Origin of the sequence: Stenotrophomonas sp. WED208 (assembly GCF_040984485.1) — a bacterium.
Classification (GTDB): domain Bacteria; phylum Pseudomonadota; class Gammaproteobacteria; order Xanthomonadales; family Xanthomonadaceae; genus Stenotrophomonas; species Stenotrophomonas riyadhensis.
In genome coordinates this window covers 2,999,083-3,023,393 of record NZ_JAZARB010000001.1, presented here as the reverse complement: position 1 = coordinate 3,023,393, position 24,311 = coordinate 2,999,083, and the positions used below count along the sequence as shown (strand labels likewise).

The 24,311-nt window shown below is 66.2% G+C and carries 30 protein-coding genes, 5 tRNA genes, 1 pseudogene and 1 riboswitch; of the genes and pseudogenes, 22 read left to right on the top strand and 14 right to left on the bottom strand.

Features of this window, described 5'->3' with window-relative positions:
• The 8 genes and pseudogenes from pgsA to VPH47_RS13625 all read left to right on the top strand — a co-directional run bounded on the left by pgsA (position 1) and on the right by VPH47_RS13625 (position 6,922).
• A complete protein-coding gene (pgsA, locus tag VPH47_RS13660; RefSeq protein ID WP_012510614.1) occupies positions 1–627 on the top strand; it encodes a CDP-diacylglycerol--glycerol-3-phosphate 3-phosphatidyltransferase in 627 nt (208 codons plus the stop codon).
• A 154-nt stretch (positions 628–781) separates the two neighbouring features.
• Positions 782–857, top strand: a tRNA-Gly gene (locus VPH47_RS13655).
• Between the two features lie 137 nt (positions 858–994).
• Positions 995–2,102: pseudogene (locus tag VPH47_RS13650) on the top strand (NAD(P)/FAD-dependent oxidoreductase).
• Positions 2,103–2,218: 116 nt separating this feature from the next.
• Positions 2,219–2,294, top strand: a tRNA-Gly gene (locus VPH47_RS13645).
• A gap of 378 nt (positions 2,295–2,672) precedes the next feature.
• Positions 2,673–4,136, top strand: a complete 1,464-nt coding sequence (locus VPH47_RS13640) for an efflux transporter outer membrane subunit (protein WP_368851041.1) — start codon at positions 2,673–2,675, stop codon at positions 4,134–4,136.
• Positions 4,133–5,272 (top strand): ABC transporter permease, encoded by a 1,140-nt coding sequence (locus VPH47_RS13635; RefSeq protein WP_110711802.1) that lies wholly within the window; start codon positions 4,133–4,135, stop codon positions 5,270–5,272. Before VPH47_RS13640 ends, VPH47_RS13635 begins: the two co-directional genes overlap by 4 nt.
• 10 nt (positions 5,273–5,282) lie before the next feature.
• Positions 5,283–6,011: an ABC transporter ATP-binding protein gene (locus VPH47_RS13630; RefSeq protein ID WP_088025564.1), complete on the top strand. Its 729-nt coding sequence runs from the start codon at positions 5,283–5,285 to the stop codon at positions 6,009–6,011.
• On the top strand, positions 6,008–6,922 hold the full coding sequence (locus tag VPH47_RS13625) for an HlyD family secretion protein (protein WP_368851040.1): 915 nt from the start codon (positions 6,008–6,010) through the stop codon (positions 6,920–6,922). The genes VPH47_RS13630 and VPH47_RS13625 overlap by 4 nt, the downstream gene beginning before the upstream one ends.
• A 10-nt stretch (positions 6,923–6,932) precedes the next feature.
• Here VPH47_RS13625 and VPH47_RS13620 read toward each other — a convergent pair whose 3' ends face one another.
• The 3 genes from VPH47_RS13620 to VPH47_RS13610 form a co-directional block, all read right to left on the bottom strand.
• Entirely contained in the window at positions 6,933–7,373 is a 441-nt protein-coding gene (locus VPH47_RS13620) for a hypothetical protein (protein ID WP_368851039.1), read from the bottom strand.
• 107 nt (positions 7,374–7,480) lie between these two features.
• Positions 7,481–7,924, bottom strand: a complete 444-nt coding sequence (locus VPH47_RS13615) for a hypothetical protein (RefSeq protein ID WP_368851038.1) — start codon at positions 7,922–7,924, stop codon at positions 7,481–7,483.
• Positions 7,917–8,318 (bottom strand): hypothetical protein, encoded by a 402-nt coding sequence (locus VPH47_RS13610; protein ID WP_368851037.1) that lies wholly within the window; start codon positions 8,316–8,318, stop codon positions 7,917–7,919. The genes VPH47_RS13615 and VPH47_RS13610 overlap by 8 nt, the downstream gene beginning before the upstream one ends.
• A 128-nt stretch (positions 8,319–8,446) precedes the next feature.
• Between VPH47_RS13610 and VPH47_RS13605 the strand changes: the two genes are divergently transcribed.
• From VPH47_RS13605 to VPH47_RS13595, 3 genes are all read left to right on the top strand, one after another.
• A tRNA-Gly gene (locus tag VPH47_RS13605) sits at positions 8,447–8,522 on the top strand.
• Between the two features lie 142 nt (positions 8,523–8,664).
• Positions 8,665–8,740 (top strand) — tRNA-Gly (locus VPH47_RS13600).
• Between the two features lie 66 nt (positions 8,741–8,806).
• Positions 8,807–8,880 (top strand) — tRNA-Cys (locus tag VPH47_RS13595).
• 72 nt (positions 8,881–8,952) lie between these two features.
• On the opposite strand, the gene VPH47_RS13590 is transcribed toward VPH47_RS13595, so the two are convergent.
• Positions 8,953–9,357, bottom strand: coding sequence for an NUDIX domain-containing protein (locus VPH47_RS13590; protein WP_368851036.1), 405 nt, complete (start codon positions 9,355–9,357; stop codon positions 8,953–8,955).
• Between the two features lie 107 nt (positions 9,358–9,464).
• Here VPH47_RS13590 and VPH47_RS13585 point away from each other — a divergent pair, with 107 nt between their 5' ends.
• Positions 9,465–9,986, top strand: a complete 522-nt coding sequence (locus tag VPH47_RS13585; RefSeq protein ID WP_180847499.1) for a GNAT family N-acetyltransferase — start codon at positions 9,465–9,467, stop codon at positions 9,984–9,986.
• Between the two features lie 10 nt (positions 9,987–9,996).
• Here the strand turns inward: VPH47_RS13585 and VPH47_RS13580 are convergent, their stop codons facing one another.
• On the bottom strand, positions 9,997–10,638 hold the full coding sequence (locus VPH47_RS13580; protein ID WP_180847500.1) for a flavin reductase family protein: 642 nt from the start codon (positions 10,636–10,638) through the stop codon (positions 9,997–9,999).
• A gap of 105 nt (positions 10,639–10,743) precedes the next feature.
• On the opposite strand from VPH47_RS13580, the gene VPH47_RS13575 reads away from it, so the two are divergent.
• Together VPH47_RS13575 and VPH47_RS13570 are read left to right on the top strand one after the other, a co-directional pair.
• Positions 10,744–11,448 carry an ArsR/SmtB family transcription factor gene (locus VPH47_RS13575; protein ID WP_368851035.1) on the top strand — a complete coding sequence of 235 codons (705 nt, stop codon included), beginning with the start codon at positions 10,744–10,746 and terminating at the stop codon, positions 11,446–11,448.
• Positions 11,449–11,571: 123 nt separating this feature from the next.
• Positions 11,572–11,841 carry a hypothetical protein gene (locus tag VPH47_RS13570; RefSeq protein WP_110711811.1) on the top strand — a complete coding sequence of 90 codons (270 nt, stop codon included), beginning with the start codon at positions 11,572–11,574 and terminating at the stop codon, positions 11,839–11,841.
• Between the two features lie 15 nt (positions 11,842–11,856).
• Here VPH47_RS13570 and VPH47_RS13565 read toward each other — a convergent pair whose 3' ends face one another.
• Together VPH47_RS13565 and VPH47_RS13560 are read right to left on the bottom strand one after the other, a co-directional pair.
• Positions 11,857–12,621, bottom strand: coding sequence for a thioesterase family protein (locus VPH47_RS13565; protein ID WP_368851034.1), 765 nt, complete (start codon positions 12,619–12,621; stop codon positions 11,857–11,859).
• A gap of 57 nt (positions 12,622–12,678) precedes the next feature.
• Positions 12,679–13,299 carry an FMN-dependent NADH-azoreductase gene (locus VPH47_RS13560; RefSeq protein ID WP_180847503.1) on the bottom strand — a complete coding sequence of 207 codons (621 nt, stop codon included), beginning with the start codon at positions 13,297–13,299 and terminating at the stop codon, positions 12,679–12,681.
• Between the two features lie 105 nt (positions 13,300–13,404).
• Here VPH47_RS13560 and VPH47_RS13555 point away from each other — a divergent pair, with 105 nt between their 5' ends.
• Entirely contained in the window at positions 13,405–14,337 is a 933-nt protein-coding gene (locus VPH47_RS13555) for a LysR family transcriptional regulator (RefSeq protein ID WP_368851033.1), read from the top strand.
• 32 nt (positions 14,338–14,369) lie between these two features.
• On the opposite strand, the gene VPH47_RS13550 is transcribed toward VPH47_RS13555, so the two are convergent.
• Together VPH47_RS13550 and VPH47_RS13545 are read right to left on the bottom strand one after the other, a co-directional pair.
• The gene (locus tag VPH47_RS13550; protein WP_368851032.1) at positions 14,370–14,570 is read right to left on the bottom strand and encodes a hypothetical protein; all 201 of its coding nucleotides are present in this window, start codon (positions 14,568–14,570) and stop codon (positions 14,370–14,372) included.
• 90 nt (positions 14,571–14,660) lie between these two features.
• Positions 14,661–15,737, bottom strand: a complete 1,077-nt coding sequence (locus VPH47_RS13545) for a hypothetical protein (protein ID WP_368851031.1) — start codon at positions 15,735–15,737, stop codon at positions 14,661–14,663.
• Positions 15,738–15,998: 261 nt separating this feature from the next.
• On the opposite strand from VPH47_RS13545, the gene VPH47_RS13540 reads away from it, so the two are divergent.
• Positions 15,999–16,511 carry an ATP-binding protein gene (locus VPH47_RS13540; protein ID WP_110711817.1) on the top strand — a complete coding sequence of 171 codons (513 nt, stop codon included), beginning with the start codon at positions 15,999–16,001 and terminating at the stop codon, positions 16,509–16,511.
• 96 nt (positions 16,512–16,607) lie between these two features.
• On the top strand, positions 16,608–17,441 hold the full coding sequence (locus VPH47_RS13535; RefSeq protein ID WP_368851029.1) for a cupin domain-containing protein: 834 nt from the start codon (positions 16,608–16,610) through the stop codon (positions 17,439–17,441).
• 9 nt (positions 17,442–17,450) lie between these two features.
• Here the strand turns inward: VPH47_RS13535 and crcB are convergent, their stop codons facing one another.
• Together crcB and VPH47_RS13525 are read right to left on the bottom strand one after the other, a co-directional pair.
• Positions 17,451–17,843, bottom strand: a complete 393-nt coding sequence (gene crcB, locus VPH47_RS13530; RefSeq protein WP_005412844.1) for a fluoride efflux transporter CrcB — start codon at positions 17,841–17,843, stop codon at positions 17,451–17,453.
• Between the two features lie 82 nt (positions 17,844–17,925).
• A riboswitch (Fluoride riboswitch) is annotated at positions 17,926–17,989 on the bottom strand.
• A gap of 22 nt (positions 17,990–18,011) precedes the next feature.
• Positions 18,012–18,413, bottom strand: coding sequence for a helix-turn-helix transcriptional regulator (locus VPH47_RS13525; protein ID WP_110711819.1), 402 nt, complete (start codon positions 18,411–18,413; stop codon positions 18,012–18,014).
• 111 nt (positions 18,414–18,524) lie between these two features.
• On the opposite strand from VPH47_RS13525, the gene VPH47_RS13520 reads away from it, so the two are divergent.
• Positions 18,525–18,734 carry a hypothetical protein gene (locus tag VPH47_RS13520; RefSeq protein WP_110711820.1) on the top strand — a complete coding sequence of 70 codons (210 nt, stop codon included), beginning with the start codon at positions 18,525–18,527 and terminating at the stop codon, positions 18,732–18,734.
• Between the two features lie 353 nt (positions 18,735–19,087).
• Positions 19,088–19,324: a hypothetical protein gene (locus tag VPH47_RS13515; RefSeq protein ID WP_088025582.1), complete on the top strand. Its 237-nt coding sequence runs from the start codon at positions 19,088–19,090 to the stop codon at positions 19,322–19,324.
• Between the two features lies 1 nt (position 19,325).
• On the opposite strand, the gene VPH47_RS13510 is transcribed toward VPH47_RS13515, so the two are convergent.
• Together VPH47_RS13510 and VPH47_RS13505 are read right to left on the bottom strand one after the other, a co-directional pair.
• Entirely contained in the window at positions 19,326–20,375 is a 1,050-nt protein-coding gene (locus VPH47_RS13510) for a 4Fe-4S dicluster domain-containing protein (protein ID WP_368851027.1), read from the bottom strand.
• Positions 20,372–20,659 (bottom strand): hypothetical protein, encoded by a 288-nt coding sequence (locus tag VPH47_RS13505; protein WP_110711822.1) that lies wholly within the window; start codon positions 20,657–20,659, stop codon positions 20,372–20,374. The genes VPH47_RS13510 and VPH47_RS13505 overlap by 4 nt, the downstream gene beginning before the upstream one ends.
• A gap of 179 nt (positions 20,660–20,838) precedes the next feature.
• Between VPH47_RS13505 and VPH47_RS13500 the strand changes: the two genes are divergently transcribed.
• The 3 genes from VPH47_RS13500 to VPH47_RS13490 all read left to right on the top strand — a co-directional run bounded on the left by VPH47_RS13500 (position 20,839) and on the right by VPH47_RS13490 (position 23,004).
• On the top strand, positions 20,839–21,279 hold the full coding sequence (locus tag VPH47_RS13500; protein WP_110711823.1) for a group III truncated hemoglobin: 441 nt from the start codon (positions 20,839–20,841) through the stop codon (positions 21,277–21,279).
• Positions 21,280–21,323: 44 nt separating this feature from the next.
• Positions 21,324–22,733 carry an oxygen-independent coproporphyrinogen III oxidase gene (gene hemN, locus VPH47_RS13495; RefSeq protein ID WP_110714290.1) on the top strand — a complete coding sequence of 470 codons (1,410 nt, stop codon included), beginning with the start codon at positions 21,324–21,326 and terminating at the stop codon, positions 22,731–22,733.
• A 100-nt stretch (positions 22,734–22,833) separates the two neighbouring features.
• A complete protein-coding gene (locus VPH47_RS13490) occupies positions 22,834–23,004 on the top strand; it encodes a hypothetical protein (RefSeq protein ID WP_153855172.1) in 171 nt (56 codons plus the stop codon).
• Here the strand turns inward: VPH47_RS13490 and VPH47_RS13485 are convergent.
• Positions 22,993–24,168, bottom strand: coding sequence for an ankyrin repeat domain-containing protein (locus tag VPH47_RS13485; RefSeq protein WP_368851026.1), 1,176 nt, complete (start codon positions 24,166–24,168; stop codon positions 22,993–22,995). The two genes, VPH47_RS13490 and VPH47_RS13485, sit on opposite strands and share 12 nt — an antisense overlap.
• Positions 24,169–24,311: the final 143 nt, after the last annotated feature.

Genomic DNA, 24,311 nt, shown 5'->3' with positions numbered 1-24,311 from the left:
ATGAAGTTGACCCTGCCCACCTGGCTGACGTTGTTGCGGATCGTGATGATCCCGGTGCTGGTGCTGGTGTTCTACCTGCCCTACACCTGGACCAACTTCGCTTCGGCGGCGATCTTCGGCCTGGCCGCGATCACCGACTGGCTCGATGGCTGGATCGCACGCCGTTACCAGCTGGAATCGGCCTTCGGCGCCTTCCTCGACCCGGTCGCGGACAAGCTGATGGTGGCGGTGGCGCTGTTCCTGATCGTGCAGGGCCACCCGACGCCGTGGATGGCGTTCTGGGCGGCGGTCATCGTTGGTCGCGAGATCGCGGTGTCGGCGCTGCGCGAGTGGATGGCCGAGCTGGGCCAGCGCGCCAAGGTGCGCGTGGCGATGATCGGTAAGGTCAAGACCACCGCGCAGATGGTTGCGCTGCTGTGCCTGCTGTATTCGGTGGCTCCGAACGTGCCGGTGGAAGACATCTGGATGGGCTGGCCGGTGTTCCACATCGGCGATTGGACCCTGGCGATCGCCGCTGTGCTGACCCTGTGGTCGGGCCTGCAGTACCTGCACGCCGCCTGGCCGAGCCTGCGCGATGACGAGCGCGCGGCGCGCGAGCGTGCGCGGCAGAAGAAGCTGGGCAACTGAGCCCCGGGGTCGGATCCTTTTCCGCAGGAAAGAGCGCTGACCCCATCGGTGCGCCTATCCACGCATGGCGTGGATACGTGGCGCCGGGCACCTCGCAGACCCTGAAAAAAGCGCTTGACGCCATCCTTGGAACGGGTAGAATTTCGCCTCCCAAGCGGGAATAGCTCAGTTGGTAGAGCGCAACCTTGCCAAGGTTGAGGTCGCGAGTTCGAGTCTCGTTTCCCGCTCCAGATTCAAGAAAAACGCTCCCGCAAGGGGGCGTTTTTCGTTTGCGTCCAACGCGCTTCATTGCCACTTCACCGTCGCTCCATCGCCCCACCACATGAAGGTTGGATGCTGCATCCTTCGTTCCAAGGGTGACGCCGCGATGCCTCATCAATCCCCCGCCTACGACCACGATGTGGTCATCGTCGGCGCCAGTTTCGCCGGTGCCGCCTGCGCGCTTGCCGCTGCCCAATACGGCCTGCGCGTCTGCGTACTCGAACGCAAGGCCGACCCTGGCGAGCGCCTGCACACCACCGGCATCGTGGTGAAGGAGGCGATGGAGCAGACCTGGTTGGGGCGCATGCCCGAACACCTGGTGCAACGCGTCGCGGATGTGCGTCTGTATGCGCCGAACCTGCGCAGCGTGTTGCTGGCTGCACCGGGCTATTACTTCCTCACCACCGATACGCCGAACCTGATGCGCTGGCTGGCCAGTGAGCTGCGCGCGAATGGCGTGGACCTGCGCCTGAAGCAGTCCTTCACCGACGCCCAGCGCAGTGGCGATGGCTGGCAGGTGGACGGGGCAGGGCGCTGTGCCTACCTGGTCGGCGCCGATGGTGCATCGTTCGCGCGTGGCCCGGCGTACTGGCCTTGGCCAGGTGCGCGACAATCTCTACGGTGTCGAACGTGAGTTCGCCGGCCTGCAATTGACGCAGGGTGATGCGCTGCATTGCTTCGTCAGCAAGCGCTATGCGCCGGGCTATATCGGCTGGGTCGCGCAGAATCCAACCGGCCTGCAGGTCGGGTTGGCAGTGCGCCATGACCCGGACCGGGTGCGGCCGCCAGATATCGATGGCTTCCTTGAGCATGTGCGCGATGTGGTTGGCATTCCGACATCAGCGCGCCCGTCGGCCACCCGCGCCGGACTGGTACCTTGCGGCCGGCCGCAAGGACAGATCACCGGCCAACGCCTGATCCTGACCGGCGACGCCGCAGGCATCGTCTCGCCGCTGTCGGCTGGCGGCATCCATTCCTCGTGGCGGCATGGTTGGGCGGTCGGCGAGGCGATTGCCCGACATCTGCGTGGCCAAGGGCCGGACGCCGAACGGGTAGCGCAGCAGGTCGCCCCGGCCTTCCATGGCAAGCGCCTGCTGCGCTGGGCGATGGATCACCTTCAGGCCGATTGGCCGCTCAATGCACTGCTGCACACGGCCGCCACGCGGCGCATCGCCGAGCAGATCTACTTCCACCGCCGCGGTCTGCGCACGTGAAGAGAGCAGGCGGGGGCGTCTGAACGCCGCCCTTCACTTCACGTGAAAATTCCTGTTGACGCCGTGCAGCAATATCGACACAATAGCGCTCCTTCGACGCAGGTCGAACGAAATATGCGGGAATAGCTCAGTTGGTAGAGCGCAACCTTGCCAAGGTTGAGGTCGCGAGTTCGAGTCTCGTTTCCCGCTCCAGATTCAAGAAGAACGCTCCCGCAAGGGGGCGTTTTTCGTTTGTCATGAAGTTGGCCGGCAGGGCCGCTACAGTCGCGCCACGGCATCTTCATGGCGGGCGTGATATCAGTGGCTCGGCGTGACGAATCCGACGTCAGTGTCGCAATCGGAATGGCGGGTCGTATCGGTCGTGGGGACGACCGCAGGCGCGGGGCTCGGCGAAGACGGCAACAAGACGCACAAGACGCAATGGCCTGGATGTTGCATCAGCGTTCCGTGCGTCGCATGCGGTGAAAGGCTGGCGAAAGGCCAACGCCAGCGTTGCCTGAACCGCACGCGTGTTGTGACCTTTTTCGGACCATTTCTCCATGTTCGCTCCACAATCGCACGGTAGCCTTCATGCTCCTTCTACACGTTGGCGGGCTGGTGGTCAGGCGTATCACTCCAGTGGCAGTGCCCAGGACCGGGCGCGGATTCTCCCTGCAGGCAGTGCTGCGCCCCGGCGCGCTGCTGGCCAGCCTGGCCCTGGCGGGCTGCATGTCGGTGCCGGTTCCGGACCTTCCCGACCGTACCCCCAGTGCCTGGACCCAGGTTCCGCAGGGCCAGGGCGTGGCCGTGGACGCGAAACAGTGGTGGAAAGTGTTGTCCGATCCGGCGCTGGACGGCCTGGTTGATCAGGCCATCGCCGGCAACCTCGACCTGCAGCAGGCCACGCTGCGCCTGCAGGCCGTGCGGATCGTCGCAGGCACATCGGACTCGCGCTTCCTGCCGGAGATCTCGGCCAGCGCCAAGCAGGTGCAGGATGCTGCCGCTGTCGATACCTACTTCCACGCCGGTATCGAAGCGATCTGGGACCTGGGCCTGTTCGGCGCCGCCGAGAGCGCGCAGCTGAGCGCGCAGGCTTCTGCCGGCAATGCCGAGGCGCTGCGCAATGCCGCACAGGTGGCGGTGATTGCCGACGTGGTGCGCAGCTATCTGGACCTGACCGTGGCGCAGGCCCAGCAGGACCTGCTGGCCCGTCAGCAGGCGGTGGATGATCGCGGCGAACAACTGGCGCTGATCCGCCAGCGTCTGCGCCTGGATGAGCCCGGCGAACTTGATCGTCTGCGTGCACGCCAGGCAGCGACCCGCGCGGCGACGGCGCAGGCCCGCGAGAATGCGGACAACGCTGCCCGCGCGCTGGCCCTGCTGCTGGGCCGTGATGGCCCGGACCCGGCCTGGCGCAGCTATCGCATGCCGCCGAAGCTGGGCGCGTTCTCGCTGCAGCAGGTGCCGGCCGATCTGCTGCGCCACCGCCCGCAGATTCTGCTGGCCGAATCAGACGTGATGCAGGCCGCGGCGAGCAAGGGCTCCGCACGTGCCGCGATGTATCCGCGGGTCAGTCTCGGCGGCTCGATCCTGTACGCCTACAACCTCACCCAGAACGCCCGCTCCAACTCCGACTCCAGTCCGTCGATCGGCCCGTACATCGATATTCCGCTGTGGGACTGGGGCCAGCGCCGCGCGCGTTTCCATGCCGATGAAAAGCAGCTGGATGCCGCGCTGCTCGGCTACCGCAAGGCGGTGCTGGAAGGTGTGAGCGAAGTGGAAGGTGCACTGGGCAGTTTGGCGCGCCAGGACAGCAGCATCCAGTCGCTGCGCGCGGCCGATGATGCCGCCGGTCAGCAGGTCAAGCGCCAGGCGCGGCAGGTGCAGTTGGGCCTGTCCAGCGAATTCGACGGTCTCGATACGCAGCGCGCCGCACTGGCCTCGCAGGCCGATCTGATCGGTGCGCAGGGCGCGCGCGTGCTCGCGTTCGCCTCGCTGTACCGCGCCCTGGGCGGCGCGCCGCTGCCGGTCGAGGCTGAGGGCGAGGCGCAATGATCGCACTGGCTCGCAAGACCCTGGCCTATGAGTGGCGCCGGTTCCTGCCGGTGGTGCTGGCGATGTGTTTCGCCGGCGTGCTGCTGATCGTGCAGGCGGCGCTGGTGCTGGGCATCTTCGGTACCGCCGCGATCTACGTGAAGGCATCGTCGGCTGATATCTGGGCCGGTTTCCCCGGCACCCAGAGTGTCAACTACGGCCATGCAATCAGCGCGGATGTCGAAAGCCACCTGCGCATGGACCCGGATGTCACCCGCGTCGAGCCCTACGAGTGGGTCGATGGCGAATGGCGGTCCGGCGTGCAGGGCACCGGCAACGTGTCGGTGTACCTGTCCGGCATCTCCACCCAGGATGACGCGATGATGTTCGCGCGCATCCTCCCTGCCGACCTGCGCGCACAGCTGCGTGAGCCGGGTGCGGTGATCGTCGACAGCGCCGATCTGGATACGCTGGGCGTGGACCTGCAGAACAACCGTGCGTGGATCAACGGCAAGGCGGTGCGTGTGGTCGCCGCACAACCCGGCCTGCGTGGCCTCGGTGGCGTCAACGTGCTGGCGTCGCTGGATACCGCGCGCGCCATTGCTGGCACCGACCCGCACGAGGGCAGTACCTATTTCGTGGCGGGCCTGCGCGCGCCAGACCTGGCCGACCGCGTGCGCGACCGCCTGGCCGCGTCGATGGGGCAGGCCACGCCGGTCGAGTTCTGGACCGCACCGGAGTTCGCCAGCCGCTCGCAGCAATACTGGCTGTTCGATACCGGCGCCGGCATCGCGGTGCTGTTCATGGCCGTCATCGTCTGCTTCGTCGGCGCGGTGATCACCAACCAGTCGTTCGCTTCGGTGGTGGCTGGTTCGGTACGCGAGTACGCCACGCTCAACGCACTCGGTGCCGGACGCTATGCGCTGGCGCGGGTGGTGTTCGAGCAGGCATTGCTGATCGGTGGCGTGGGCATGTTGCTGGCGGCGGCGTTCAGCACCGTCGTGCTGTTGATCGCACAGACCCAGCGCGTGCCGGTGCAGCTGACGCCGATGGTCATCATCGGCTGCGTGGCACTGGTCGCGGTGATGGCCATGCTGTCGAGCATCATGGCGGTACGCAGTGTCGTCCGCTCCGATCCATCGTTGCTGCTGCGTTGAGGACCGGCCGATGACTTCCATACGCGCCGTCGCCCCGACCCTGCAGGCCGATGCACTGGAAAAGGGCTTCATGTCCGGCGATGTACAGGTGCCGGTGCTGCGCGGCCTGTCGCTGGACATCTATCCCGGTGAACTGACCCTGGTGTCGGGCCCCTCCGGCTGCGGCAAGAGCACGCTGCTGTCGCTGCTGTCCGGCTTGTCATCGCCCGATGGCGGTCGCGTGCACGCGCTGGGCCAGGACGTGGGCCACATGACCCGCAGTGAAGTGGAGCGCTTCCGCCTGCACCATGTCGGCTTCGTGTTCCAGGGCTTCAACCTGTTCCCGGCGCTGACCGCGCTGGAGCAGGTGCAGCTGCCGCTGGGCTACCGCGGCATGAGCAATCGCGAAAGCGAACCGCTGGCCCGCAAGGCACTGGAAGAGGTGGGCCTCAGCCACCGCAGTCACATGCGCCCGGCGCAGCTGTCCGGCGGTGAGAAGCAGCGTGTGGCCGTTGCCCGCGCCTTCGCCAAGTCGCCCACGCTGATCTTCGCCGACGAACCCACCAGCGCGCTGGACGCGGAGAACGGCCAGCGCGTGATCGACATCCTGCACCGCTACGCACGTGCGCATGGCGCCACCGTGCTGTGCGTGAGCCACGATCCGCGCCTGATCCGGCATGCCGATCGGGTGATCGCCATGGAAGACGGCATGGTCCGTGATGACCGCCGCCAGAACGAAACTGTAGAGTCCGCCCCATGACCAAGACGTCGCACCTGCTCCCCCTCAGCCTGGCCCTGTCCGCGGCATTGCTGCTCGGCGCCTGTTCCAAGGACGCGCCTGCCCAAGCACCTGCAGGTAAAGCCAGCACTGCTACCGCCGACAAGGTCGCGGTGGCGCGCGGCATCATCGACGTCGAGGGTGGCCTGATCGCGCTGGCGCCGCCGGTGGATGGTTCGATCACCGCCGCGCCGGTGAAGGAGGGCGCCACGGTGAAGAAGGGACAGTTGCTGCTGTCGCTGGATGGAGCCCTGCTGCAGCAGGAGGTGGCGATGGCCACCGCCGATCTCGCCCTGGCCAATGACCGCCTGAAGGGCAGCCAGGCGCAGCTGCGCGAACTGGAGCGCAACGCCACCCGCCTGTCGACCGGCGCCAGCGAAGGCGTGTCGTCCAACCAGCAGGCCGATGCGGCCAAGCAGCAGCTGGCAGGTGTGCGCGCCGATGTCGATGTGGCCGGTGCGCAGGTCGACATGGCCCAGCACAAGCTGGAGCACGCCAGACTGAAACTGCAGCAGATGTCGCTGAGCGCGCCGGAAGCCGGCACCGTGGTCGGACAGGTGCCGGGCCTCGGCGCCTTCGTGCAGGCTGGCAAGCCGGCGATCTCGCTGCTGCCGGCGCGTCCGCTGCAGGTGCGTGCAGAACTGGGCGCTGCCTATGCCGATGCCGTGCAGGTGGGCATGAAGGCCACCGTCGTGCCGGACAGCGACGGTGCCGAGAACACCGGCACGCTGCCACCCGCGCGCGTGGTGCGGATCAGTCCGGTGTTCGCGCAGGCACGCCTGCCTGAAGATGCCGGACGCGGCGTGGCCAAGGTGGTGGAGTGCGTGCTGGAGTTCGACGGCGAGGCCAAGGCGCGCTTCGGCCAGCATGTGCGGGTGGAGTTCCGGAAGTAGGGCGCGGGCCTCAGTTCCCGAGCCAACGTCGCAGGCTAGGCCAAAGCGAGGCCGGCACAACCACGAGCAGTGCAAGCAGCAGGAGGGCGCTCATGCCGAGCAGCCAGTTCGAATGGACGTCGCGCACGGGGGATTGATGCATGGCAGCCAAGCCCCATAGGACGTTCCACCCCAGCCATGGAATAAGGCTGATCAGGATCCGCAGCCACAGGCGGCGGAACCGCCATGGCTGCACAGCCAGGCACAGCACTGTCATTTCCACGAGGACGATCAGCGCGAACGTGATCACCGAGCCGATGGGATAGGGCAGCGTCCCGGACTCGGTGTGACGCAGTTGCCAGTAGTCTGGCTTGAAGCCGGCATGGATGAGTGCGGCAACCAGCAGTAGCCAGATGAGTGATGCCAGCAGCCAGAAGGAAGGGGGAGCACGGAATGCGATGGGCAGGGGCACGATTCGGGCGTTCGTCGCTGGCGGATCCTCAACCTTCCTGCATCGGCCTGCCGCAATCCATGCAAGAGATCCGAAAATGAAACGGTGAAGGCCTCGGATCCAATGGCTTACGGAGCCGCGTTCCGGGCCTTCTTCCTGCGGGAAAGGCTTTTAAGGACACTGACCAGCGACACCACGCACAGCGCCAGCAGCAGCCCCACGTCCAGCAGCAGCAACCACAGCAGATGCGTGCCGTGCACCGGCGGCTGGTGCATCGCCGACAGCATCCACGGTACCGACCACACCACCAGCAACGCGAACGCGATCAGCAGGCGCAGCCACAGGCGTTTCAGTTTCCAGGGTTGCACGATCAGTGCGGCCACCACCAGCTCGACGGCTCCCAGCAGCGCGAACACGATGACGCTGCTGGTCGGGTAGGGCAGCTCGGCGCCTTCCAGGTGATGTAGCAGCCAGTAGTCCGGGGTGAAGCCGGCATTGACCAGTGCGGCGATCAGCGCCAGCCAGGTCAGTGCGACCAGCAGCCAGAACAGGCGAACGTAGCGCTTAGGCATGAGTGGAGTCCGTCGTGGTGAGCGCGCGGTGGAGCGACCGATAGCGCAGGCTTGCCACGATTGCAGCCAGCGCCAGCAGGCCGGGCCCCACGGTGAAGTACAGCAGTCGCAGCGGATGGTTGTGCATCAGCGTCCAGGTCGCGAACGCCAACGGGATCGCCAGCACCAGCAACTTGGCGAACAGTGGCCGCAGTACCGCGATCAACGGCTGGGCGCCAATGAACATCCAGAACAGATGGAACTGGGCGATGCCCAGGCCGATGTCGCGATGGGAGGTGAAGCCGAAATAGTCGCGATACGCGTTCATTCCCAGCGGAATCAGTGCCCAGTACAGCAGCGCCACCAGCAGATGCAGCAGCAGGGCGATCAACAGGGGCGTGCCGCGAAGGAACATGGGCGAACGGGGCTGGGCGGGGCAGCGTACCCCAGCGCGGACGCCCCTGACCGCATGATGTGAAGACTGTTGACGGCGTGAAGGAATTTGGACACAATAGCGCTCCTTCGACGCAGGTCGAAGAATCTGCGGGAATAGCTCAGTTGGTAGAGCGCAACCTTGCCAAGGTTGAGGTCGCGAGTTCGAGTCTCGTTTCCCGCTCCAGATTCTACAGGGCCCCGGTAGGGGCCTTGTTTTTCTCCCGCCACGGCAAGGCGGGGCACGTTGGGCCACAAGGCTTTACGCGCAGTCAGAAAGGTGAAATCGCTGGTGTGTGTTCCGGATTTCCGGTACCATGGCGGCTTACGCGGGAATAGCTCAGTTGGTAGAGCGCAACCTTGCCAAGGTTGAGGTCGCGAGTTCGAGTCTCGTTTCCCGCTCCATGTTCCGACAGGCCCCATCATGGGGTTTTGTCTTGTCAGGGCCCTGTTCCTGGCGCGCAGTACGTTGGCCTCATGGCAGAGTGGCTATGCACCGGATTGCAAATCCGTTTACAGCGGTTCGATTCCGCTTGAGGCCTCCAATTGAAAAGCCCTGACTCCGGTCAGGGCTTTTTGTTTGTCTGGATACCGGCACGTGCCCGGATCGATACTCGCTACAGCCGGGCCAGCGCCTGCACCGTGGCCTGCGTCAGCGGCTGGGGCAGTGAATCCACGGCAAACCAGCCTAGCCCGGTCTGCACACCCGGCTCCTGGATGGAGGCCTCGGTGCAGGTAGTTGCCCGTGCCTCGTAGATCGGCGCAACCCAGTGCTGCGGAAGCGCCGGCTCGAAATGATCGGCCACGCATAGCAGGCGCAGCAGCTGCACTTCCAAGGCGGTCTCCTCGCGGACTTCGCGGACCACGGCAGCCTCTACCGTTTCCATCCAGTCGACTTTGCCGCTGGGCAGGCCCCAATGCCCGCGCTCCGGATCGCGTCCGCGCTGGATCAGCAGGATGCGGCCGTCGGCATCACGGACGACGGCGCCGCATCCAACGCGGGGAATCTGCAGTTCAGTCATGGCGGTGAATGAAGAAGGGACGATTTTCATTCTTGCATGCACGCCGCATCAGGCGAACCCGCGCTAGGCTGGGCACCTGTGCATCAGCAACCTCACAGGTGTGTCGCATGCTTCTCCGGCAACTCAGCGCTGACGACGCCGATATTCTCTGGCAAGCACGGTTGCAGGCCCTTCGCGAGTCGCCCGCGGCGTTCCTGTCCACGCTGGCCGAGGCGCAGGATGACTCGGCGGACGTGATGCGCGCCCAGCTTGCCGATCCTGGTACCCGCTACTTCGGCACGTTCGTTGACGGCATGCTGGCGGGCTTCCTGCGCTATGTGCGCCCGGTGCGGTTGGCGCGGCGGCATACGGCGGAGGTCCACAGCGTCCATGTTGGCGCAGCCCATCGTGGACACGGCATCGCCCGTCAACTGTTCCTTGCGGCATTCGCGGCGGCACGCGCGGATGGCATCGAGTCGCTCACGCTCACGGTGCTGGCAGACAACGCTGCCGCGCGTGGACTGTACGAATCGTTGGGATTCACCGAATCCGGCGTCGAGCCGCGCGCGGTGAAGCGCGACGGCCGCTATGTGGACATGGTGTCGTACTGGATTTCAGTGACCAGCCACCCACCATCGCCGGCACCTTGAATCACCGCCTCTATGCCGGGTCATGTGCCGGCGTCTGCGCGCGGAAGTTGCGCCCGACCGGTTCACCCACGCCCAGGTAGTGGCGGAACAGATAGATCAACGGTTTCCAGCGAGCGACATTGATGTGCTGGCTGCCTGCATGGGTGATCGCCTCATGCGCATGCACGCAGCGGATGCGGCCTTCGACGATCACGAAGTGCTGGCCATCGTCATCACTGGGTGCGTGCATCGCCATCACCGTGACTTCCACCTGCAGTGGGCATTCGGCAATCGTAGCGGGTGCCACCTGTGCTGACGGTACGGCGGTAAAGCCGCCCAGCGCGAACTTGTCGCGCACATGCACGTAGCCCATCGCCTGCTTGGCATCGGGAACCGGATCGCGGCCGGTCGCAGGCGCGATGGCCTCGACCTGGGCCGCCTGCGCAGAGGAGGGAAAGTTCAGCACGCACTCGTTGCGCAGCTGCAGGTTGCGATAGCCCTGGCCCTGCGTGCCGAGCCCCAGCACCACCCGGTTGCCCAGCGCCCAGAACGAAGAGAGCGGGCTGATGTTGCTGCTGCCGTCGGGATTGAGCGTGGTCATCAGCAGCACCGGCGTGCCCGGATACAGGACCGAAGGGGTGATGCGCCGACGCTGGATCGAAGGATTCGTCACTGGGGTTCTCGGAAGAGCGGGGCGGTGACTGTGCGCCGAGGCGGCCCGACAATGCTTCGGTCTGCATCGAACTGTCGGCCGGCGCCTGCATGCCACAATGCCGGCATGGTCCACACCTCCGGTTCCCTTGTCAGTGTCGGTGCCCTGGTCGGCGACCAGGCACGTGCCACGATGTTGCTGCAGCTGATGGACGGCCGCGCGTACACCGCGATGGAGCTGGCGCGGGTGGCCGGGGTGACGCCGCAGACGGCGAGCACGCACCTGCGGCGCCTGATCGAGGGTGATCTGCTGGTGGTCGTTCCACAGGGCCGTCACCGCTACCATCGACTGGCCTCGACCGAGGTCGCGGACATGCTGGAGGGTATCCTGCGTGTGGCCGAGCGCACGCCGTCATGCACCGCTGCGGCGTCACGCAACCTGCCGGCGCTGCGCGAGGCCCGCTCGTGCTACCGCCACCTGGCCGGCGTGCATGCGGTGGCCATCACCGATCACCTGCTGCAGTCCGGATACGTGTTGCCGCGCGACGGCTATTGGCAGGTGAGCGTGGAGGGCGCGGCGTTCCTGCGGGAGCTCGGCCAGCCACTGGCCGAGGTGCTGCAGCAGCCGGTGACGGCCAGGCCCGCGCGCTATTGCAGGGGGTGCCTGGACTGCACCGAGCGGCGCCCGCATCTGGCCGGGCTGGTCGGTGAGGCGATGCTGGACAGCTTCGTGAAAAACGATTGGCTGCGGCGTGTTGAAGGCCGTCGCGAACTGCGGCTGACCCCACCGGGGCGCGAAGCGTTGTGGAAGCGGTTCGGCCTGGCGACCTGAGCGCCCGGCCAGTCTCATTCACCCGCGACATGCGGAGGCGCTATGGTCAGGTTCCAAGTCTTAGGGAGCTGCAATGGCGAGCAAGGACATGATGGACCGCAGTACGCAGCCGGAATGCCACCGATGAGCAAATCCGCTGCGGAAGTACGCTGGTTGACGTTCCGGCTGATGAACGGCCAATCGATCGGGCCGGACCGGTTGAAGGATGGCTGGGTGGTCGCCTCGGAGACCCGCCACTGTGGCGTGCGGCGCGAGGCCATCGAAGGCGCCGGCGTGGTCTACGCGCTGTATGCACCGGCCAATCTGGCCTCACCGCGGCGCGCGGAAATGCGCATGCGCGAATTCCTGATGAGTTCCGGCTACACCTTCACCATGGGCACGCTGGGCGGCTGACGCCGCCCGTTGCGTTTACGGGCGTACGGTCAGCGCCTGGCCGAGTGTTCCGATCGGGCCGCGCGCATCATGCAGCACGGTGCTGGTCAGGCCGATGCCCTGGCGGCCGAACGACACCGACGTGTCGAAACCCAGCCACTCGCCTTCGGGCATGCCGAACAGGTGAGCGGTGAGGTCCAGGTTCGGGAAGGCGACCTCCTTCGGATCGGCGCGTACTGCCATGCCGTTGGACAGGTCGAACAGCGTGGCGGCACGGGCCAAGGGGCTGACCGGTTCGCCGTCCAGCAGCGACTGCGTTGCGCGCGCCCAGTAGGTTGCACGGCCGGGTCCCTGATCGTGGCGACGGATCTCGATGCTCTGGATGAAGCCACCGGGCCAGACCGTGCCCGGGTCCCATGCCGGCATCGATTCCGGCGGCGCAATGCCGGTGATCGGCGTACCGGCGATGGCCTCGGTGTCGTTCGGGCGCATCAACCAGGCACGCACGCGCAGCGCCGGACGGTCACTGTGCCGAAGTGTGGCCTCCACCAGTTCGATGGTGCGACCGCTGCGCAGCACCTCTACCTCGGCGTCCATCGCTTCGATCGGGATGGTGCCGAGGATGTCGTAGGACAGGCGCGCGATCAGGAAGCCATGACCGCGTGCCGCGGCGTCGCGTTCGAGGTGGTGGGCCAGCAACCCGATCGCCGGTGCGATGTGCTGCTCGCGGATGTTCCAGGCGCCGCCGGTATGTTCGGTCGGCAAGTAGCGGGTATCGCTCAGTCGTTCGAAGAAGGCCATCGTGTCTGTTGCTTCCGCGGGGAAAGAGGCGGCAGGGCGGTTGCCGGCCTCTGCATCCTAAGCGTTCGGCAATGGCATGCGCTGCGCCAAAGCGGTCAATTGTGCATGCGCGCGGGCCATGCCCTGCTCGATGCCATGTGGGCGGATGTCCATGCCTTCGGCGTAGACGAAATCAACCTCGGTGATGCCGATCAGGCCCAGCACCGATTGCAGGTAGGGCGTCACCGTGTCGGTGCCCTGGCCGACATGCACGCCGCCGCGCGGGCTGAACACCACCGCTTCCACGCCCTGGACCAGGCCCTGCGGCCAGGTGTCGGTGTAGCGGAAGGTCACGCGCGCGCGCGCCACCAGGTCGAACCAGTTCTTCAGCGGCGTCGGCACGTTGAGGTTGTACATCGGCGCGGCGATCAGCAGCAGGTCGCTGTCCATCAGCTCGCCGATCAGCGCATCGGACAGCGCGATGGCCTGTCGTGCGCGCGGCCCCGGGTTCTCTGCACCGCGCAGGGCGTGGAAGATCTCCTCATCCAGCACCGGCAGGTCGAGCGTGGTCAGGTCGCGCACGATGACGTCGTCGTCGAGGCCCAGCGCGGCGCGCTCGGCCAGGAAGTGCTCGATCAGGCCGGCGCTGCGTGAGGCGGCGCCGTGGAGGCTGGAGTGGAGGACAAGCACCTTGCTCATGGCGGGAAGTCGATCTGCGTGGAAGGGAGGGCGTCCACTCTAGACTTTGAAAATTTCGCCAGTGGCTCTATTTTGTCCTTCCATTGGTTCCGGAATGGATACATCGTGGCCCTGTCCGATCTCAACGGTATCGACGTGTTCGTGGCCACGGCGCAGGCCGGCAACTTCGCGCAGGCCGCCGACGCGCTGCAGGTCACCCGTTCGGCGGTGGCCAAGAGCATTGCGCGGCTGGAAGCACGGCTGGGCACGCAGTTGTTCCAGCGCACCACCCGCAGCCAGCAACTGACCGAGGCGGGGGCGCTCTACTACCAGCATTGCCTGCGCGCGCTGGAGGAAATCCGTGCAGGCGAGGCCGCGCTCGAGGGCGGGCGCACCCAGGTTGCCGGTCGTCTGCGCGTGTCCCTGCCGGTACTGTTCGGCCACCTGTGCATCGCACCGATCCTGCTTGAGCTGGCGCGGCAGCATCCGGCGCTGGCGCTGGATCTGCAGTTCAGCGATCGCGCCGTGGACCTGCGCGAGGAAGGCATCGACCTGGCGATCCGCATTGGCGCATTGCCGGACAGCAGCGATCTGGTGGCGCGACCGCTGGGCGAACACCGCATGGCGATCTGCGCCTCGCCGGCGTTCATGGCCGGGCGCGAGCTGCCGTACACCGTCGACGCACTGCGTGGGCTGGAGGCGGTGGCTTACAGCCGGCGCGGCCAGGTGATGGAATGGAAGATGCGGGTGGAGGGCGAGCCGCAGGTGTTGAAGCCGGATGCACGCGTGCAGATGGACGATCTACAGGGCGTGGCTGATGCGGCCGTGGCAGGGCTGGGCGTGGCCTGGCTGCCGTACTGGCTGGTGCGCGATGCCCTGCAGCAGGGGCGGTTGCTGGAAGTTTTTCCGGCCGCCTCCAGTGCGATCTATCCGATCCATGCGGTGTGGCCGCGGGTGCCGCACCTGCCGTTGAAGACGCGGGTAGCGGTGGACGCATTGCTGCAGCAGTTGCCGGCACGCCTGCTGGAGGTGGAGGCCGGACGCACCGATGGGCGCTGAGCCGGCTCCCGCAGGAGCCGGCCGGATGCCGGTCAGGGAGACGGGCAATCCATTTCACGGCACAGGCGGTACTCGGCGTCGCATTGTTCGGAGGTCTTGCCCAACGGTCCATGTGTCGCGCGCAGGCACTGCTCGTATTTCAGCGTGCAGAAGTCGCAGGAATCTGCGGCGAAGGCCAGGCCAGTCACGGCCATGCCAAGGAGCATCATGGTCTTCAAGGTCGTCTTGATCATCACGTCAGTCCTTTGTCTGCCCTTCAATGGGCGGGGCTACCATAGCAGTCCTTCCATCGCGGCCTTGACGCACCGCGACACGCGTTGTGCTCACCGCCGTGCAGCCTTCAACGCCTCGACCACGTCGGCTTCAGAGAAACCGCAATGCCCTTCGCCCGCCGCAGGCAGCACCTTCGGCAACGGCCGTGCGCCGGCATGTGCCGCCAGCTGCGGATACACCGCCTGCATATGCGGCACGATGGTGGGGTCGTTGTTGTTGAACTGGATCACCAGCGGTCGCTTCAACGCGCCGCTCAGTGCCAGCTTCGCGCGGACATCGGCCTGCGCCGCAGGCACGGCGTCGAGACGCTGCACGCCGGCATTGAACGCCGTGTCGTCACCGAAGCCACGGTAGACCACGCCCCTGTTGCCCACCGGCATGCCGCCGCTACGTGTCGCCAGTTCGTGCAGGACCAGTGCGTGCAGGCTGATCGTGCCGGCAAGTGCATCCGGAGCGACCTGTAGTTGCTTGGCAAGCACGTCGGTATGCTGGGGGTTCTGCTGCAGCGCGCCGGCGATGCCTTGATAGAGCGCTCCCTGCGGCAACGCGGCAGCTTCATGCGACGCCAGTCCACTGGCCGGCAGGCCTTCCGCGTTGGGGAAGAAGTAATCGAAGGCGACCAGCGTGGTCAGCAGATCCGCGGCGATCTGTTCGCCACTGAGGTTGGCACCGCACAGCGAGACGCCACCGGCGTAGTGCTGTGGGTGGCGCTCGAGGCTGGCGAGTGTCACCGCACCGCCCATCGAGAATCCGAGCAGCCAGGTGTGGCGCACACGCTTGAGTTCGCCCAGCGCGTGCTGGCGCAGACGCTCCATGTCGGTGATCGCATCGGCCACGGCCCAGCCCTGGCTGGCATAGGCGCTCTGCGCGACGGCGTAGCCTGCGGCCAGCAGCGTTGCAGTGCTGTCATTGGCGGTCATCGGCGTAGTGCGCGGCACGCCCACCGGCTCGTAGCCGTGCGCCAGCATCACCAGGTCGCCGTTCCAGTCAGCCGGCACGTCCAGGCGCCAGGGTGCCCCCTGCAGTTCACCGCTGAGCATGCGCGGTGCAGGCGGTGACGCAGCCAGCAGCGATGCCGAAAGCAGCAGCAGGCCGAGGGCGAGGGCGCAACGAAGCAAGGGGCGCATGGTGGTCATTCCATCCGGGAATGGCGCCGAGCATAGATGCCTGCGAATTGTTGCGCGCGCTGCACTGCCGCAGGGGATTGCCGGCCGGCCAGGCTGCGCTCTACGCTAGCGGCATGGTCCTGCACAGCATCGCGTCGATTATCCGCATTCCCCACGGGAAGGCGGGATAGCGCGCGGTCGTCACGGCCATGCAACCCGCCCGGGAAGGCGGGTTGCATGCGGCGCTCTCCCGGGTACTGGAATCCACCGAGGAGAACGCAGATGCACCCGCTTTCATCGAACGGCGACGCCCCGACCCTGCACCTGGTATGCGGCAAGATCGGCGCCGGAAAATCCACCCTGTCGCAGCAGCTGGCGGCGCAGCCACGTCACGTGCTGATCAGCGAGGACGCTTGGCTGGCCGCGCTGTATCCCGACCAGATCCATTCCATCGCCGATTACCTGCAGCGCGCGGCGGCGCTGCGCGGCGCGCTGACGCAGCATGTATGCGCGATCCTGCAGGCCGGCGTTCCGGTCGTGCTCGACGTTCCGTTCAACACGCCCGCCGCCCGCGCCTGGGGCCGCGAACTGTTCGAGTCGGCCGGCGTTGCCCATCAACTGCATTTTCTCGATGTTCCCGATGCCATCTGCAAGGCGCGTCTGCGCGCCCGTAACGCGTGCGGTGAACACCCGTTCCAGGCGAGCGATGAAGCCTTCGAGCAGATCACCCGTCACTTCGTGGCACCTGTGCCGGAGGAGGGCTTCGTGGTGATCCGTCATATGCAGGACGGGTGAGGGCTCGGGAAGGGCCGTGCTCAGTTGTTCACCGTGGCGGCGATTCCGATACGATTTGACGTATTGAACCCAACCCGCTTGATCTGGAGTCCCGCCGTGGTCGACCGTCTTGCCATCCTGCTCGAACGCTTCGCGCTCACCGCCTCGGTGTTCCATGCCGGCGCGCTGTGCGGCATCAACACCCTGCAGGGGGAGGATGAGGCCGGCCAGCTGCATCTGGTGCGGCGCGGCCCGCTGCAGGTCAGCCACGGCCAGCAGACTGTGCAGGTCGAGGTGCCCAGCCTGCTGCTGTACCCGCGGCCGATGCCGCACCGCTTCAGTACCGACCCGCAGCACGGCGCCGACATGGCCTGCGCAAACCTGCATTTCGAAGGTGGCCCGCTCAATCCGATCAGCGCGGCACTGCCGGATTTCATCTGCCTGCCGCTGGCGGATCTGTATGGCGGCCACGCGGCGCTGGAACTGCTGTTCGAAGAGGCCTTCGAGCAGCGTTGTGGCCGTGCGGCGATGGTCAACCGGCTGTTCGAGGTGGTGATGATCCAGGTGCTGCGTCAGCTGATGGAAGGGGGCGAGATGCGCGGCGGCCTGTTCGCCGGGCTCGGTCATCCGCGGCTGCGTCTGGCGCTGGTGGCGATGCACGAAGCGCCGGCTCAGGCGTGGACGCTGGAAGACCTGGCCGATGTCGCCGGCATGTCGCGCAGCGTGTTCGCGGCCAGCTTCCGTGAGGCGATGGGCACCACCCCGGGCCAGTACCTGCAGGGCTGGCGGGTGGGCTTGGCGCAGCAGGCACTGCGGCAGGGGCGCCCCTTGAAGCGGATCGCCGACGATGTCGGCTATGGCAGCGAAGCGGCGCTGTCGCGCGCGTTCAAGGCGCACACCGGGCAGTCGCCGCGGGAGTGGCGCGGACAGGCACGCGCGGGTGCGGCCTGAGCCTCAGCCTCAGCCCAGCACCAGCCGGGCCAGCTTCATGCCACCGAACAGACCGGCCAGGCCCAGCGCCACCGAGCCACCGGCATACAGTGCCGCCAACCCATGCTGGCCACGCTGCAGCAGCAGACCGATCTCCAGCGCGTAGGTGGAAAACGTGGTGTAGCCGCCGAGGATGCCGGTGGCCAGCAACAGGCGCAGCTGCGGCGAGGCGCCATTGCGCATGGCGAAGACCTCGACCACCACGCCCATCAGCAGCGCACCGCTGATGTTGATCAGGAAGGTCGACCAGGGCCAGGGACTGCCGACCGCCACCCGCGCGCCGATCAGGTTGCAGGCGTGGCGCAGGCAGGCGCCGATGCCGCCGCCGACGAAGACCAGGAAATAGTTGTTCAATGCTTGCATGGCGTGCCTCGAATGCGGGTTCGCAGAGTCAGTGGCGAACGCCGAGGGCAGGCACGACCTGCCGTCGACGAACACCGGGTTCGTCCTGGCAGGAGCCATCAGCCTTCTCAGGCGGTTATCGGGGGAGCCCCATCCCCATCGCGGTCCATGCTACCAGCGGCGGTGCATTCACGTCATCGAGGTCGTCAGAACGCGAGCCACCTTGCTGCGGCTGAAGCCATCCATCAGCAGTTCGAACGCGAGCAGATCCAGCGCCGCATGGCGGCGGTGGTCGATCTCCAGCCCGTTCTCGGCCACCAGATGGCTGACCAGCTCATAGGCGTCCTGCCAGACATCCAGATGGGCCTGGCTGGGGATGTAGGCATTGCCCCGTTCGCCTACGCCCAGCCCGCTCATCCCGTACAGCAGCTCGCGTGCGTCCAGCTTGGCCGCATCGGCGATGCGGAACAGCTGTTCGGCCTTCACATGGGAGGGACTGACGTGGTCGTTCAACCAGTTGCTGATGGTTGCCGTGGTGGAGTGCGCGGCGCGGGCCAGATCGGCCGGGCGAGGGTGCCCGGCTTTCTTCATGGCGGCGGCGAGTCGTTGGCCGAGAGTATTCATCTATGCAAGCCAGCTTAACGCGTGGATTGCGAAGAAGCCTTGTCGCAAGAATCAGTCTGGTTAACAGAAGGACCGACCGTGACCGAATTCTGGAGCAAGCGGCAGGTGCGTACCCGGCTGGGATTCCAGACCGATGCCGAACTGGCGCGCTTCTTTGGCATAAGCCGATCTGCCGTGTCGCAATGGCCCAAGGAGTTCCCGATTCCTGCCCTGAGGCAGTACATCCTGCATCAGCGTTATCCGAACCTGTTCCCCGCGACTGAAGCGAAGGGCAGCGAATCCATCTGAACTGCGCCGTCTTTTGTCGCATACAGCACACTTAGCACTATTTGCTAAGTACACTTAGCAAAATAGGTAGATTCGATGGATCGGGGAGATCCGATCAATCTCTTCAACCGGAAGTGGGAGCCTGGGATCCGAGGGGCATGTCGGGTTCGACCCATCCGGGACGGCCGGGGCCCCGTATGTAGTTTCGTGAACGATTAATAATTTCGATCACGAAAGTCGCTGCATGTAATTGACCTGTCGTGAAATCTATGACTAATTGGCATCAACCGGGCGTGAAGCCCGGGAGTCTTTCAGTAGCACGCAAGTGAGTCGGTAGACCGTCAACGATGCAGAACAAGTCCAACGGAGGTCGTATGGAATACGGCATGCATGGCTTGGCTGAACGGGTACGCCGCGAACTGGAAGCCAGCTATCACAAACACGGATGCGGTCCGGCGTTCTGGGATACCTACCAGCAGGTGCTGGACCGCCTGGTCCCGCAGGGGACCGAGCGTACCGAAGTCACCAACGAAATGGCGCTGATCATCGAGCAGCTGGGCATCGTCCGACGTGCGCAGCTGGTTCCGCCGCACGCCAGCGGGCCGCGTTGATTCAGAGCAGGCGCCAGGCGCCGCAGGCAAGCAGCGCCAGCAACATCGACAGCAGGGCCAGGGTTCGCGGTCGCCACCAGCGCCGCGCTTGTCCGGCCATCGCCTGCGGACTGCAGTAGCGCACCAGCCCCGGACCGAAACCGGCCCGGTGCTGTTGCCCTGCGCAGGCTTCCAGGCAGGCGCCGCAGGCCAGGCAATCGGCCTGCGGCCCCTGGCGGATGTCCAGTTGCATCGGACAGGCGCTGACACAGGCGGCGCAGTCCGTGCAGTCACCGAGACGATCGGCACTGAAGGTCGGCATCGGTCCGGCCAGCAGCGGATGCGCGGCGCGGAACACGTAATCCTGCGCGGTGGTCGGGTCGAGCAGGCCACGCCCCCGTCCCAGCACGCCGCCGAGGCCGGAGGGACGCGGCCCTCGCGGCTCGCCGCGGCGAGCGTCGTACAGCATGCGTGGTGTATGCGGATCGGTCAGCAGCGGCTGCATGCGTGCGAACGGGCACAACGAACGGCAGACCTGCTCGCGCAGGAAACCGGCATTGCCCCAGGTGGCGGCCGCATAGAACAGTACCCAGAAGGTTTCCCAGCCACTCCAGCCGGCCCGCGGCGCAGCGGCCACCAGTTCGGCGATCGGGCTGAACAGACCGACGAAGGTGACGCCGGTCCACAGTGACAACAGTCCCCAGGCCAGCTGCGTCGCCGGGCGCGCCAGCGAGGCGGGAAGCAGGCGGGACACGGCACGGGCGATCCCGTCGAAGGCGCGGCGCCACAGGGTCTGCGGGCAGGCATGGCCGCACCAGATGCGCCCGGCAAGATGGGTGAGCAGCGCAAGGCCCACCGCAAGCACCGCCAGCAGTCCGATCAGCACACCGACGTCGCCGGGCCACAAGGTCCAGCCGAACAGGTCGAAGCGCCGGGCATTGATGTCCAGCAGCAACGCCTGGCGTCCGTCCCAGCGCAGCCACGGCAGCGCGTAGAACAGGGCCAGCAAGGCGGCATTCAGCGCCCCGCGCCAGCGCCAGGGGCGTGGTGGGGTTGTGCAGGGTGTGCTCATCCCAGCGGCAGCTCGTCGTCGTCGTCGCTCGGCATCGGTCGTTGCAGGTACCAGGTGACCGCGCTGGACAGCGCCGTCACCGTCCAGAACATGAAGAAGCCTGCGGTATAGCCCAGCTCGCGGCTGATGGCCGTGCCCGGGAAGCTGATCGCCTGAAGGCGCAACGGGTCGACGAAGGCGAAGAACACCACGCTGGCCACGCCAGCGGCGATGAAGCTGGGCCAGAGGATGGCGCCCCAATGCTGGATCAGCCGCTGGCGGCGACTGGGGGAGGGTCTGTTCATGCTGTCCCGGATCGAAAAGTGGGCGGCGCGTATACTCCGCCAAGGCTGGCGCAGCTTCCGCAGGGCATGCTTCCTGCAAGCGTGCCAGCCTAGGTGCAGCGGACTGCGCCGACATTGATCTGGATCAACGGCGGTACCGCCTGCGTGCGGCACACTGCCGGCACGCTTTGGGTACCCTGATGAACGCAACACCGCCGCCTGTTCTTCCCGTTGCCTCGCCCGAGTTGTGCACCGAGCAGGAAGTGACCCGCCTGGTCCACGACTTCTATGCGCGTGTGCGCGAGGAAGAGCGGCTGGGGCCGGTGTTCGAGGCGCACGTGCATGACTGGCCGGAACACCTGGCACAGCTGGTCGACTTCTGGTCGGCGATGCTGCGCGGTACCCGCCGCTTCAAGGGTTCGCCAATGTCCAAGCACATGGCGATCGAGCTGGACAAGGACCTGTTCGACCGCTGGCTGGTGCTGTTCCGGATCACCACCGCCGAATGCAGCAACCCGCCGATGCAGGAACTGGCCAACGATGTGGCCGCGCGCATCGGTGACACCTTCTGGAAGCGCTACCAGATGCTGCGCTGGCCACAGGTCGGCCTGCCGGTGCTGGGCATCCCTGCCAAGGATTGATCTGGGTCAAGGCGGCGCAGGCTGTCCGGCGCGATGCTGGCGGCATGGACACGTTCTCTCCCGCCGCTGGCGGCCTGGCCTGGACCTTCGACCCCGACCTGCTGCGTCGGCACGACCGGCCAGGCCCTCGTTACACCTCGTATCCGACCGCGCCGCATTTCCATGATGGTTTCGACGCGCCGGCGCTGCGCCAGGCGATCGCCGACAGCAACCAGCTGGCGCGTGCGCTGTCGCTGTACGTGCACGTGCCGTTCTGTTCCAGTCCCTGCTTCTACTGTGGCTGCAACCGGGTGATCAGCCGCGATCGCGGCCGCGGCCACAGCTACGTCGCGCGGGTGCTGGCCGAGGCCGACCTGTTGGCACCGCAGTTCGAGGACGGCCGCGAGGTCATCCAGCTGCATCTGGGCGGCGGCACGCCGAACTTCCTTGATGCTGAGGCGATGACCACGCTGGTGGAGGGGCTGCGCCGGCGCTTCGATTTCAGCGATTCGGCACAGCGCGATTTCTCGATCGAGCTCGACCCGCGCTTCATCGATACCCGCGACGTCGCCATGCTGGCGCGGCTGGGCTTCAACCGGGCCAGCCTGGGCGTGCAGGATTTCGATCCGCAGGTGCAGGAATCGATCAACCGCGTGCAGGGCGTGCAACAGACGCTGGACATCCTGCGCGCGTGCCGCGACAGCGGCATGCGATCGGTCAATGTCGACCTGATCTATGGGTTGCCGGGGCAGAGCCTGGAAGGCTTCGGTCGCACCCTCGAGCTGGTGCTCGCGCTGCGCCCGGACCGCCTGGCGGTCTATGGCTACGCGCACCTGCCGCATCTGTTCCGCGCACAGAAGCAGATCGACGAACGCCGCTTGCCGTCGCCGGAGGACAAGCTGGCGTTGCTGGGCCTGGCGGTGGAGAAGCTCTCCGCAGCTGGCTACCAGTACATCGGCATGGATCACTTTGCGTTGCCGGAAGAGGATCTGTCGCGTGCGCAGCGTGCCGGCCAGTTGCATCGCAACTTCATGGGCTACACCACCCACGCCGATACCGATCTGCTCGGCCTGGGCGTGAGTGCGATCAGCCACATCGGTGCCACCTACAGCCAGAATCCGCGCGATCTGCCGTCGTGGGAGGACGCGGTGGACCAGGGCCAGCTGCCGGTGTGGCGTGGGGTGGCGCTGAGCGCCGACGACCAGTTGCGTGCGGAACTGATCCAGCAGCTGATGTGCCAGGGCGAGGTGGATGGCACTGCGCTGGGCCAGCGTCATGGCGTCGATTTCGAGCAGTACTTCGCCGAAGACCTGCGTTCGGTTCAGCGGCTGCAGGAAGATGGCCTGGCCGAATACCGCGACGGTGTAGTGCGCGCCAGCGAGCCGGGGCGGCCGCTGCTGCGGCTGCTGGCGATGTGCTTCGATCCGTACCTGCGTGCGGCGCATGAGCAGCCGCGCTATTCGCGCGCGATCTGAGGTTCCGTCGCGCAGTGTGACCCACCCCCAAAAAACCGGGCCAGCGTAAAGCAGAGACTTCTCTCCGCATTGACCCCCGTGGATCACGAGGAATCAGGCGATGAAGAAGTCCCGTTTTACCGAGGAGCAGATTGCCTACGCGCTCAAGCAGGTCGAGCTGGGGATGTCGGCCGGGACGCCGCTGCTGTCGCGGGTAATGACGGTGAAGGTGCCCAGGTTGACGAAGCTTGTGCAAGCGCCGCGCCGAGGCGTCGCTTGGTCAGCCCGGTAGGACTGCCACGCCGTCAGGTGGATCCTCACGACGCAACGACAGCACGCGCCAGCTGGCCATGCGCTTACGTTCTAGCAGGTTCGCCAGGGCGCTGGCATCGGGCCTGCCTTTGCGGGTGTACTTGACCGGGGCCAGCACCAGCAGGTTGACGCGCTCGTCCGGCGGGATCGAATCGCGCTCGTCCTCCGGGTTCCAGGGCCTATCCACGGCCAGCAGTGCATCGACCCCCTCCGGCCACGGCAGGTCAGTGAACTCGGGATCGCTGCGTTCAATCAGGTGCCCCTCGCTGATCGGCCCGTGTGCGAACACTTGTGCCACCATGCGCGACATCAGCAGTTGCGGGAAACGCCACACGCTATCGTCGCCCAGCCCTGTGCGTGGCAGTGGCCAGTTGCGCTGCAGAGGGAGGAAGAGCTCGATCATCGGTGTACCGGCTTCATGTAGTCCGGTGCTGAACAGCAGCTTGAAGTCGGATCTGCCGTCAATCAGGCCCAGGTGCAGTGATGCCCTCGGGTCACGCGACGCCGGCGAGAATTCTGGTCGGAGCACCGGCCCGACCGTGTTGTGCACGAAGACGATGATCGATTCACCGGCTCCCTGCACGTAGGGACCCTGGTAGTCGCGCACGCTTCTGCCCCCGTGTCGCTCCAACGTCGCAGCGACCTCGGGATGGCCCCAGATGCGCGCAGCATCCAACGCCGACTGATTCAACTGCCGGTGCAGGCGGTTGACGTCGGCACCGGCCTGCAGCAGCAGCTCTACGATATCCCCATGCCCTTCGAGGGCAGCGGCGTACAGCGGGTGACAGCGCATCAGCGCGGTGCCATCCGGATCGGCACCCGCCTGCAGCAGCAGCTTGCACGCAGCGGCGTGACCGCCAGACACCGCTTCCATCAACGGCGTCCGGTGATCATCTCCGCCGAAGTTCATGTCCGCCGGAAGCCCCCAGGCCAGCAGCCATTGGCACACCGCCTCCTGGCCGCTTGCCGCCGCCAGGTGCAACACGCTGTCGTCCCCTGCATAGCCAAAGTGGGCCAGCCACAGTAAAGCTGGCTGCGCGTCCGCGATGGAGCGCACCACGTCCAGTTCACCCGCCTCTATGGCGTCGTACAGGCGATCCAGTTCACTCTCGTGCTCGATACCCAATGGATGTTGATCAATCATGCTTCTTCCATGAACCCAGCGTTGGTCGGCAAGCCTATCTCGCTGTCTGCCGTTCTTGAAGCGGACAGGCTACGCGGGGAATAGCCTGCAGTCACCCCGGGTGCGCGTGGACAGCGCCGTGCCGACGCCCCAGATCGTAGCTG